We start from the raw sequence: 11755 nt of genomic DNA, 5'->3' as shown, positions 1-11755 counted from the left end.
CACAAAAATACAAAAACCTATCATGATATCAAGCATTTTTGAAAGAAGTAATCCTTTAAACTTCATAATCCTGTTTCTGTATTTGATTTTGTTCTTAGTATTACGTCAAGTGCTCGCTGCTGATTTCGTATTATATACCGGAGTGATCACTTATATGCTTAAATGTATTGTGGTGATTTTGTTTTGTGTAATTATGGTGGATTTTATAGTTCGCAAAAATGAACTTACACAGCGAAACTCCTATGCTTTGTTCTTTTTTGTACTGTTGTTTTGTTTGTTTCCCAATATTTTCATGGAGCTTCATGTATTGTTAGCCCAATTATTTCTGCTATTGGCTTTTCGTCGCTTGGTTTCTATTCGGTCGAATAAAGATGTAGAAATCAAAGTATTTGACGCAACTCTTTGGACGCTTGTTGCGACGTACTTCTACAATTGGTCTATATTGTTTATCATTTTGGTTTTTGCCACTATGTTTCTTTATAAAAAGAATGATTATAGAAATATGCTTATTCCATTTGTTACCCTTTTTACCTTGTCTATATTGGGCTTTACATATTTCTATCTAACTGATCAGCTTCACAAAATCAGGGAATTATTCGATTTTCAAATTGATTTTGTATTGGATAACTATACCAACCCCCGTTATTTTGTTCCTATGTTGTTTTTGGTAATTATGGGCGGATGGGCGTGCGCGATATTCGCTTTTAAAAAACAGAGTAAGTCGTTTAAAACCCGCGTTCCAGGAATCTTATTGGTTATTACCTTAATTACCGCAGTGGCGGTGGTGTTGGTCTCGGAAGTTTCCAATACCTCAGAACTTCTTTTTTCCTTATTTCCGCTAGCGGTTATACAAGCAAGATTTGTCGAACGAATTAAGTTAAATTGGCTAAAAGAGCTTATTCTTTGGTGTTATATCAGTACCCCTGTTCTGATATTATTTTTATAGCTTTTGGCCATAGGCCAGATCGCCTGCATCTCCAAGGCCAGGAACGATATACCCTTTTTCATTGAGCTCTGGATCAATGTCAGCGATCCATAAATGCGTGTCTTTTGGAAAATTTCTTTCTAAAAAGTCAATTCCAGGTTGTGCCCCAATGACCGATAGGATATGGATTTCTTTAGGCTTTCCTTGTGACCTTAGAGCTTTATAGGCGGCTAAAAGGGATCGTCCTGTGGCTAACATAGGGTCAGCTAGAATTAAAATCTTATCGGTAAAATCCTGGGTAGCCATATATTGGACTTTAATTTCAAAATCCTGATCTGTGGTGTGCTTCCTATAGGCCGACACAAAGGAAGAGTCCGCACGATCAAAATAATTTAGGATACCTTGATGTAAATTTAAACCTGCCCGCAGGATGGAACAAACGATAATTTCGTCCGTAAGAGTGTACGTTTTCTTTTGTCCTAAAGGAGTAGTAATGGTCTTAGCAGAGTAGGGAAGCGTACTGCTCAATTCCATGCTTAAAACCTCACCAATACGCTCAATGTTACGTCTAAATCGCATTCGGTCATCTTGGATAGTAATATCTCTAATTTCTGATAAAAAATGATGAAGAAGTGAGGTTTTCTGACCTAGATGATGTACCTGCATATGTATTGCTTTTGAGCTGAACTCCTGCAAATTTAGGTAATTCTAGGCATATGCAGATTTTAAATAAGTATATTTGTATTTTCATTTTAAAACACCTTATATGTTTAGCGAATTAGCATTTGAGATTTTTGACAAGAGTATAGCCAAATACCATATAAAGGACGATGTCAATCAGCGTTTTGAAAATCCATACCCAAAAGACAAAATTGAACATTTGTTATACAGAAAAAATTGGATTGATACGGTACAATGGCACTATGAAGATATCATTCGTGATCCAGAAATTGATCCCGTAGAAGCCTTAGCACTTAAGCGAAAAATCGATGCATCAAATCAAGATAGAACTGATATGGTAGAGTTTATCGATAGCTATTTTCTAGATAAATATAAGGATGTAGCCCCTAAACCCGATGCTACTATTAATTCGGAATCTCCTGCTTGGGCCATCGATCGGTTGTCCATCCTAGCGTTAAAGATTTACCATATGCGTGAGGAAGCCCAACGCGAAGATGCCTCGAAGGAGCATAAAGAAAAATGTGCCGCAAAACTCGCCGTATTACTCGAACAAAAGAAAGATCTTTCGACAGCTATAGATCAACTTTTAGAGGCGATTGCCTCTGGTGATAAGTATATGAAAGTATATAAGCAAATGAAAATGTACAATGACCAGGAACTCAATCCAGTATTGTACAAAAAATAGTGGCAATCCAACAAATGGATAGAAAACACATTTTAGCGATCCGATTTTCTGCGGTAGGAGACGCGGCTATTGCCGTTCCAGTACTTCGAACCTTACTACAACAAAACCCTGGGCTTAAGGTAAGTGTGGCTACGCAGTCATTTTTAAAACCAGTTTTTCAGACGGTAGAAGGATTAGAGGTTTTACCTGCTGATATTCGTGGCAAACATAAAGGTGTTAAAGGGCTTTACGCCTTCTACCATGAGATCAAAAATTATGATTTTGATGCCATTGCTGATTTACATGGTTCCCTGAGAAGTCGTATTATAAAATTCTTTTTTCTTCTCTCAGGGGTGCGTTCTAAAACCATTGATAAAGGGAGGAGAGAGAAAAGAGCCTTGGTGGGTGGTAAAATATTTAAACCCATAAAACCTACTACTGAACGTTACGCAGATGTATTTCGATCTTTAGGTTATAAGGTGGATCTAAATAAGGATGTTTTTCCTGCAAAGCAAACTTTGCCACCTTCCATTGATAATATTATTGGAAAAGATACCAAAAAGTTAATTGGTATTGCGCCTTTTGCATTTCATGATAGCAAGATGTACCCCTTGGACTTGATGGAAAAAGTCATTGATGCCGTCTCTAAAACAGGCGATTACCAACTGATACTTTTTGGGGGAAAAAAAGAACTTCCAGAATTAAAACTTTTGTCAGATACTTATCCCAACACAGTGTATACCTTTGGTAAAATCAGTTTTGAGGACGAACTAAAATTGATTTCCAATTTGAATCTAATGGTTTCCATGGACAGTGGAAATGCCCACTTAGCTGCTATGCAGGGGGTAAAGGTATTAACGCTTTGGGGAGTGACTCATCCCTATGCTGGATTCTATCCTTATAAACAGCCCGTAACAAATTCTTTACTTTCCGATCGAGAGAAGTACCCGCTGATTCCAACTTCCGTTTATGGAAATAAGGTGCCAGAATCCTATAAGGATGTTATGCGTACCATCGAAGTTGAAGCTGTAATCAATAAAATAGTTGCGCTTACTAAAAATTAATGAATCGCCAATAGTCAAGTGAAATTTTTGGCATCAACATTGCTTACTCTTGATTTTATACAAAGGAAAAAGTTACCGCTATCTTATATTTTTTATGTAATTTAACTTAGTTGTAAAATTTTCTTTTCTCAAAAAGATACCGCTACTTATAATTTTTTAAATCGTACTAACATGGTCAAAGTATTAAGAGTAATAGTTCTACTGGTTGTAATAATGAGTTCTTGTAAAACCAAATATCAGCCTAACAAGCAACAAATTCCTATTGGTGATAATAGTCAAAACGCTGTAGATTGGAATGGCATCTATCGTGGGTTGTTACCTTGCGCCGATTGTGAGGGGATTTTAACAGAGCTGGAACTTCATTCTGATTTAACCTATGAGCTCTCCACGCAGTATCAAGGTGCCACTGATGAAATTTTTAAGGAAAAAGGTGTCTTCAAATGGGATGATGCTGGAAGAAAGATCACCTTAATTACGGATGGAAATCAGGTGAACAGGCAGTACCAGGTAGGAGAGAATGTGCTTTTTAGTCTTGATGGAGATGGAAATCGTATCACTGGAGATTTAGCAGAAATGTTTATTCTTAGAAAGCAGGGGTATGATTACAGCATTACCGAAAAATATTGGAAACTTCTGACTTTAAACGGTAAGCCCATTTCCAAAAAGGATAATCAATCAAGAGATGCATTTTTTCTACTGAAAAACCATTCCAAGAAAGTAAATGGAAATACTGGTTGTAATGGGATTCGAGGGAGCTATACTCTAGAGGGTGAAAATCAAATTAAATTCTCGCAGATGCTTTCCACAAGAATGGCTTGTATGGACGTTCCTTATGAGGGTGAGTACTTACAAGCTTTAGAACAAGCAGATCATTATAGTCTAAGTAGTGATACGTTAACCTTAAAGTCTGGGGATAAGCCTCTAGCCACTTTTGTGGCAGTTTGGTTCCGGTAAAAGCATAAACATAAAGAAAAACCCCTTGGATGTCCAAGGGGTTGAAAATATCAATTATATAGTCTTTTAATAATGCCTAAATTAAAAGGGTATTCAAATGGCTATTTTACATGTCACAGATAATCCACAATTTAACCTCTAAACATCGTCATAATCTATGGAGATGCTAGGTGTAATTGGATGCGCCTGACAGGTTAAAATTAATCCTTCTTCAATCTCACTATCAGTTAAAATCTGATTTTTAACCATTTTCACCTTTCCTTCCTTGAGTCGTGCTACACAACTACTGCATATACCACCTTGACAAGAGTAAGGCGCATCAATATCTTCTTCTAAAACAGCATCAAGAACACGTTTTTTGCGATCCATTACAAAACTGCTTTCTTCATCATCGACTAAAACAGTGACGTGGGTTTGTCCTTCCACGGATTCAGCAACAGAATCATCATCATCGGATGTGGTAAAGAGCTCCGTTTTTATAATTTCCTGAGGGATCTCATTTTCCAGCAACACATTTTTCACACTTTGGGTCATTTCTTCAGGGCCACAAAGATAGAACGCACCGAAAGTAACATCATGGAACTTATTTCGGAGCATAAAATTAATGGAAGATTTTTCAATTCGACCAAAGAGTGCATTATCCTCTTCTTTTTGACTATAGATAAATTGAACAAAAAGACGATCAGGATAATGTTCTAATAAATCAGTTATTTGTTTGTGAAACATGGTCTCGGTGATGGTCTTATTGCCATAGACCAATAAAAATTTAGCAGTGGTATTTTGAAGAACATCCTTCATAATACTCATAATAGGGGTGATTCCACTACCTGCTGCAAAAGCGGCAATATTTTGATCTTTGAGCTGCGATGTTTCGTATGTAAAGTGACCTTCTGGGGGATACACTTCAAAGCTATCGCCAGGCTTAATAGATTGTGCATAGTTCGAAAAAGTACCGTTTTCAATGGCTTTTATTCCAATAGACAATGCATCGGTTTCTTTAGAAGAACAAATGGAATAAGAACGTCTGAGTTCCTGAGAATTTAATTCCTTTTTTAGAGTGATATGTTGCCCTGGTATAAATTTGAAAGTATCCTTTAATTCCTCTGGTATATCAAAAGTGATCACCACGGAGCTGGGGGTGCTTTTCTCTACCGATTTAACCTTAAGTGTATGAAAGTGAATCATTCAAAAATTTTTTGCAAAAATACGGAATATACACTCGATTAAAAACCAGATACGATAAAAATTGTGTTAATTGCTAAAGTTTTAAAATGTATATATTTACTTTGTGTTTCTATAAGCATTTAGTTGCTAAATAGAAATTTGTAACAAAGATTAACCAACAACATGATGCTTACATCCTTTATTCAGCTACAGTGGAAGTCCTTTTTTAGGTCAGCTTCCTTATCCTCCAAATTAGTTATAAAGATACTAATGGGCTTTTTTGCCTTATACATGATGGTCAGTTTTGCCATATTAGGAGCAAGTATTTACTTTATTCTTGATGAGGAGTTGGGCTTAGAACCTTTAGAGACGGTTAATAGGTTTTTGATTTATTATTTGGCGATGGACTTATTAGCCAGATACATGCTACAAAAAATGCCAGTGGTGAACATTCGGCCGTTACTTTACCTGCCTTTTAATAAGAGTAAAATTGTTCATTTTAGTTTATGGAAAACCATCCTATCATTTTTTAATATAATTCATGCCTTTGTTTTATTGCCATTCACCGTGGTGTTGCTTATTAAAGGATATGGGGCTATGGCTGTAATTGCATGGTTTTTAGCCATTAGCGCTCTTATTTTTTGCAATAACTTTATCAATGTATTCATCAATGTGATTAACTGGGTATTCTTTGTTGTAATAGGTGGGCTTATACTTTTGGGTATTCTCCAATATTATGAGGTGTTTGATATAACACTTTGGACAGGACCGATTTTCCAATCCTTTTACAATGTACCAGTTATGGCAATTATCCCTGTGATATTAGTTATTGGATTTTACCAAATCGCATATCGCTATTTTAAATTCAATTTATATTTAGACGCCGGGTTGGCTACCAAAGAAAAAGATGCTAGGTCTGAACAACTTGATTGGGTAAATCGCTTTGGTAGTGTGGCGGTGTTCCTTAAAAATGATATTAAACTCATCAAAAGAAATAAACGCTCAAAATCCACCACCTTAATTAGCTTTTTATTTGTTTTCTATGGACTGCTGTTTTTTACGGGTGCCTTTGAGATGTATGAAGGACCCTTTTGGAGGATGTTTGCTGCCATATTTGTAACGGGTGGGTTTCTCTTTAGTTATGGGCAATTTGTTCCGAGTTGGGATAGCTCTTATTATCCACTTATGATGAGCCAAAACATTCGATACAGGGATTATTTAAATTCTAAGTGGTCGCTAATGGTTATGGCTACATTATTTTCTACGGTCATTGGAACGTTCTACCTATACTTTGGGTGGGAAGTTTACTTAGCTGTTGTTGTGGGTGCATGCTATAATATCGGAGTGAACTCTTATATGGTTTTATGGGGAGGCGCTTATGTGAAAACTCCTATAGATTTGACAAGTAATAAAAAAGCCTTTGGAGACTCTCAGGCCTTTAACGCAAAAACACTATTACTCACCATTCCAAAATTATTGATCCCTATGCTATTGTATGCTCTTGGTTATTATACCATGGGCCCGATATATGGATATAGTCTTGTGCTACTGGTCGCGGTTCTAGGATTTGCCTTTAAGGAAAAGGTGTTCGATATTATTTTAAAGGTTTATAAAGCAGAGAAATATGAAACCATTGCGGCCTATAAACAAAAAAACTAACGTTAAAAACTATCTTCAAATACCATGATACACGTAAATTCATTAAGCAAAAAATATAAAGATAAAGCGGTACTAGATATTGATTCCTTAACTATTCCTAGTGGGGAAATTTTTGGACTTGTCGGAAATAACGGTGCTGGTAAAACGACATTTTTTAGTTTGCTATTAGACCTTATCAAAGCCAGCACGGGGCATATTTTAAACAATCAGGTACGGGTTGATCAGAGTGAAGATTGGAAACCTTTTACATCAGCCTTTATTGATGAGAGTTTTTTAATTAGTTATTTAACACCGGAGGAATATTTTTATTTCATTGGAGAGTTAAGAGGGCTTAACCAGCAGGATGTTGATCTATTTTTGAAAAAATTTGAGGATTTCTTTCATGGGGAAATTCTTCAAGGCAAAAAGTATCTGCGAGATCTCTCGAAAGGAAACCAGAAAAAAGTAGGTATTATCGCTTCTTTTATTGGAGAACCAAAGGTGATTATTCTTGATGAACCATTTGCCAATCTGGATCCATCCACACAAATTAGACTCAAAAAAATAATTGGAACTTATAGAGATAATCCAGCGGTGACCATGCTTATTTCAAGCCATGATTTAGCTCATGTGACTGAGGTATGTCAACGAATCGTTGTGCTAAACAAGGGGCACATCGTCAAAGATATCAGGACCTCTGAAGATACCTTAAAAGATCTTGAAGGTTTCTTTTCTCAAGAAATCTTAAACGAAGCTCAATTAGACTAGGTTTTAAAGCAAGGATATTTTGTTCAACATGCTTAAGAAAACCAAAAGATAATGTATTTTTACCTAGATTCTTAGGTTGCCATACTGGGGAATGTACCTAAAATAAAATGTTATTAATTGACTAGAAACCCTAAAATACCACTTTGTGTGTTGCTTGTCCTATTGGTTGTAGTGGCCTGTTCGACAAAGAAAGATTCGGTTGTAAACAGGAAATGGAACGCAATGAATGCCAAGTTCAATACCCTTTACAATGGTCATCTAGCACTTGAAAATGGGCAACAAACACTTATAGATTCTTATGTGGATAATTATTGGGAACTCCTTCCAGTGGAGCGCATGGAGATTCGCCAAGAGATTATTATAGATACTTCCCAGCTCAACCCAGACTTTAGGCGTGCGGAGCTTAAAGCTACTAAAGCCATACAGAAATACGGTATGGACATTGGTGGCAAGGAGCGCAACCCACAAATCGACCAAGCTTATTTACTTTTAGGAAAAGCAAGGTATTATGACCAACGCTTTGTTCCAGCTCTTGAGGCCTTCAATTACATTTTAAGAAAGTACACCGATAGCGATCTTATTCACCAGGCTGGTCTGTGGCGAGAAAAGACCAATATTCGAATGGAGAATGAGGAGGTAGCTATTCTCAATTTAAAAAGAATCGTAGGGAGAAATCTCCACCATGAAGTAATGACCGATGCTTATGCGATGTTAGCTCAGGCTTATATCAATCTAGAGCAAAAAGATAGTGCGATCATTCCTCTAAAAATTGCAAGCAATATTAGTAAGGATTTTGAGAAAAAGGGTCGCTATAATTATATCATAGGGCAATTGTACAATGAGAAAGGAATGCTTGATAGCGCCAATAAGGCTTTTGATAAGATTTTGGGTTACAATCGCAAAACACCTCGGGCGTACCTTATAAATGCCTATATAGCTAAAACACTTAACAAATTTAAAACACAACCGCAGGATTACACTCTTAGGGAGGAGCTCGAGAAAATGGAGCGGAATCGTGAAAACAGACCCTTCTTAGGGCCTTTATACCGTCTAAATGCGCTTTATTATATGCAATACGATTCTTTAGATCAGGCTGCGTTATATTTTAATAAATCCTTGAGAAATGCCCACCAGGATAAGGGACTGTTGTATCGTAATTATCAAGCTTTAGGAACGATGTATTTCGACAATTCCGCCTATAGGCTTGCTGGTGCCTATTACGATAGTACCCTAACTTACCTTCCTAATAACACCAAGTTATACAGAGTGCTCAGTAGAAAAAGAGATAACCTGGATGATGTGATTATGTATGAGGAGATGGTCTCAAGAAATGATAGCATACTCGGGGTGCTCCAATTATCCCAGGGGCAAAGAGAAGCGTATTACCAGCGCCATATTGATTCTCTTTTAGCCATAGAACAGCAGCTAAAAGAAAAGCAAGAAATTGCAGCTTCAAGACGGGGAAGACAGCGCGGATTTATAGAAGGCTTTTCCCAAGATAGTCCTCAAGCGGTTGAATTTTACTTTTACAATCCCACAAGTGTGCGTTACGGAATACAAGAATTTAAAGCAACCTGGGGAGATCGTGATTTAGAAGACAACTGGCGACTTGGAGGCCATTCATCTCGTTCTAATAAGGAAACTGTTGTCACCTCGGATTCCACCTCCGTAAACCCGCTATATCAATTGGCTTATTATTTGGATAGACTACCAGTTGGAGCATCCGCAGTGGATAGCTTAAATATGGAGAATAATTTTGCCAATTATCAGTTAGGACTTTTATATAAAGAGAAGTTTCAAGAATATCAACTTGCAGCAAAGAAACTAGAGACCGTACTTGGAAATAATCCAGAGGAGCGTTTAATTTTGCCCTCTAACTACAACTTATTTAAGTTATACCAGCAAATAGACCCATCGAAGGCTGAAGTATATAAAACAGCCATAATTGAAAAATATCCAGACTCGCGCTATGCGATGTTACTGAAAAACCCATCCTTGGTTCTCAGGGAGGATCAGAGTAGCCCTGAAGCACTTTATAGGCAGTTGTACAAAGATTTCGAGAATCAAGAATACCAACATGTATTAGAGCAAAGTGATAGCTATATCTCTCGCTTTAATGCAGAAGATATCGCGGTGAAATTTGAGATGCTCAAGGCCACAGCAATAGCTAGATTATACGGAATTGAAGCTTACAAAAATAGTTTAAATGAAATTGCTTTGAATTACCCTAATTTACCTGAAGGTCGAACTGCGAAGGAACTTTTAGAGAATAGTTTGTCCAAGATTCAAGACGATGGTTTTGAGCTCGATGAAGGTGGTTCTACCAATTGGAAATTAATTTATCCATTTTATATAAATGACACCACGGGTATTGCTAAGTTGCAAAAGACCATTAAAGAATCCTTAGAAGATCTAGCGTACGATAAAATCACTTTTTCTAAGGATCCGTACAATCCTGAAACTGTTTTTGTGACCGTTCATGGATTTACCTCTAAGCTCCGCGCAGAGGGTTATGCGGAGTTACTAAACATTAACAAAGATTATTTGGTTGACAATGAGAATTTTGTAATTTCGTCATCTGATTATAAGAAAATCCAAATTTATAAGAACCTCGAAGGTTATTTAAATCAAATAGCTAAAATTAACCCAAGTCTTAATAATTAAAAGTCATGTTTGCAGAATCAAAGAGAAATCGCATGGAGCCCGTAGTGGGACAAACCAACAGAATTGTTGAAAACACAAAAATTAAAGGAGACCTTACCTCGGAGGCCGATATTAGAATTGATGGAGAACTCGAAGGTAGCATTACTGCTAAAGGAAAAGTAGTTATCGGAAAATCGGGAAAAGTCAACGGGAAAATTCAATGTATGAATGCTGATGTCGAAGGTAAATTCGAAGGAGAACTTAAGGTAGAAAATGTGTTGAGTCTTAAAAGTACTGCGGAGATCGATGGTGATGTAGTAGTTGGTAAACTCGCCGTTGAGCCTGGAGCTACATTCAATGCAGCATGTTCTATGAAAGGAGCATCCTTAAAATCCGTACGAGCTCATGAAGGACAAAAAGAAGCAAGCTCCACAGAAAAATCAGCTTAAAACCTGGATTCGTTTTAGTAACATTGGCTTGCAAATGGCCATTGTGATTGCAGCAGGGACCTATTTAGGAGTGTGGTTAGATGAGAAGTATCCCAATAATTACGCTGCCTTTACAGTGGGGTGCTCTTTGTTAGCAATTTTTGCTGCCCTATACAATGTGTTTAAGCAATTAAAGAATATTAATAAGAATAATAATTCCTAGGCCATATATAGCGGTCACTTTTTATGAAATCTAAGGTATTATCCTCCACACTTATCTATATTGGCATTTCACTCTTATTATATTTGGGACAGTGGCTGATACAAAGTAAGTTATTTGCTCAAACTGATTTTTATTATCCACTTTGGGCGATCTACTTATTTCACGCCAGTTTTGCTGCAGTGATTTATTTTACAGTGAAATTCATACGTGGAATTTATCCCGATCAAGCAGGCTTTGCATTCTTAGCTTTAAGTGGTTTTAAGATGCTTGGGGCAATTGTTTTTTTGATTCCATTAATACAAAGTGAACTTGCTGATCCAGTACCAGCTGTTTTGAGCTTTTTTGCACCCTATTTCATTTATCTTTTGATCGAGGTCATGCTTGTTATAAAACTCTTAAAATAAGGCGTTTTTGATAAAAAAACCGATTTTTTGCGATTAAATAAAAAAAAATTGTGGAGAGCTTCCTAGTATGAAGAAAAGATGTACCTTTGCAGCAAATTTTTGAGGACCATATATTTTATCAATTAGAGGTATGATCATAGTTGGAAATTCGTTCAGAAGATTCTTTCATTTAGCATTGTTGTTTTGTTCCTTTGGAGCT

At 36.7% G+C, this 11755-nt stretch carries 12 protein-coding genes; 10 read left to right on the top strand and 2 right to left on the bottom strand.

Going from position 1 to position 11755, the window contains the following annotated elements; genetic code table 11:
- Positions 1-946 (top strand): DUF6427 family protein (locus VKY50_RS06930; protein ID WP_324300226.1); only part of this gene is annotated, 946 nt, incomplete at its 5' end.
- On the opposite strand, the gene upp is transcribed toward VKY50_RS06930, so the two are convergent.
- On the bottom strand, positions 941-1591 hold the full coding sequence (gene upp / locus VKY50_RS06925; protein WP_324300224.1) for a uracil phosphoribosyltransferase: 651 nt from the start codon (positions 1589-1591) through the stop codon (positions 941-943). The two genes, VKY50_RS06930 and upp, sit on opposite strands and share 6 nt — an antisense overlap.
- A gap of 100 nt (positions 1592-1691) precedes the next feature.
- On the opposite strand from upp, the gene VKY50_RS06920 reads away from it, so the two are divergent.
- The 3 genes from VKY50_RS06920 to VKY50_RS06910 all read left to right on the top strand — a co-directional run bounded on the left by VKY50_RS06920 (position 1692) and on the right by VKY50_RS06910 (position 4288).
- Positions 1692-2291, top strand: a complete 600-nt coding sequence (locus VKY50_RS06920) for a DUF4254 domain-containing protein (RefSeq protein WP_324300222.1) — start codon at positions 1692-1694, stop codon at positions 2289-2291.
- Positions 2292-2305: 14 nt separating this feature from the next.
- A complete protein-coding gene (locus VKY50_RS06915; RefSeq protein WP_324300220.1) occupies positions 2306-3334 on the top strand; it encodes a glycosyltransferase family 9 protein in 1029 nt (342 codons plus the stop codon).
- A gap of 171 nt (positions 3335-3505) precedes the next feature.
- The gene (locus VKY50_RS06910) at positions 3506-4288 is read left to right on the top strand and encodes a copper resistance protein NlpE N-terminal domain-containing protein (protein WP_324300218.1); all 783 of its coding nucleotides are present in this window, start codon (positions 3506-3508) and stop codon (positions 4286-4288) included.
- A gap of 138 nt (positions 4289-4426) precedes the next feature.
- Here the strand turns inward: VKY50_RS06910 and VKY50_RS06905 are convergent, their stop codons facing one another.
- A complete protein-coding gene (locus tag VKY50_RS06905; RefSeq protein ID WP_324300216.1) occupies positions 4427-5473 on the bottom strand; it encodes a ferredoxin--NADP reductase in 1047 nt (348 codons plus the stop codon).
- Between the two features lie 165 nt (positions 5474-5638).
- Here VKY50_RS06905 and VKY50_RS06900 point away from each other — a divergent pair, with 165 nt between their 5' ends.
- From VKY50_RS06900 to VKY50_RS06875, 6 genes are all read left to right on the top strand, one after another.
- Positions 5639-7111: a DUF5687 family protein gene (locus VKY50_RS06900; RefSeq protein ID WP_324300229.1), complete on the top strand. Its 1473-nt coding sequence runs from the start codon at positions 5639-5641 to the stop codon at positions 7109-7111.
- Between the two features lie 24 nt (positions 7112-7135).
- On the top strand, positions 7136-7858 hold the full coding sequence (locus VKY50_RS06895) for an ABC transporter ATP-binding protein (protein ID WP_324300215.1): 723 nt from the start codon (positions 7136-7138) through the stop codon (positions 7856-7858).
- A 117-nt stretch (positions 7859-7975) separates the two neighbouring features.
- A complete protein-coding gene (gene porW, locus VKY50_RS06890; RefSeq protein WP_324300214.1) occupies positions 7976-10522 on the top strand; it encodes a type IX secretion system periplasmic lipoprotein PorW/SprE in 2547 nt (848 codons plus the stop codon).
- 5 nt (positions 10523-10527) lie between these two features.
- A complete protein-coding gene (locus tag VKY50_RS06885; protein WP_324300212.1) occupies positions 10528-10950 on the top strand; it encodes a bactofilin family protein in 423 nt (140 codons plus the stop codon).
- Positions 10907-11152 carry an AtpZ/AtpI family protein gene (locus VKY50_RS06880; RefSeq protein WP_324300210.1) on the top strand — a complete coding sequence of 82 codons (246 nt, stop codon included), beginning with the start codon at positions 10907-10909 and terminating at the stop codon, positions 11150-11152. The genes VKY50_RS06885 and VKY50_RS06880 overlap by 44 nt, the downstream gene beginning before the upstream one ends.
- 23 nt (positions 11153-11175) lie before the next feature.
- Entirely contained in the window at positions 11176-11556 is a 381-nt protein-coding gene (locus VKY50_RS06875) for a DUF6168 family protein (protein WP_324300208.1), read from the top strand.
- The last annotated feature ends 199 nt before the right edge of the window (positions 11557-11755 follow it).

Origin of the sequence: Galbibacter sp. (genome assembly GCF_035306585.1) — a bacterium.
Lineage (GTDB): Bacteria > Bacteroidota > Bacteroidia > Flavobacteriales > Flavobacteriaceae > Galbibacter.
The sequence above is the reverse complement of the archived record's forward strand: the minus strand, read 5'-3'. Positions and strand labels throughout refer to the sequence as shown.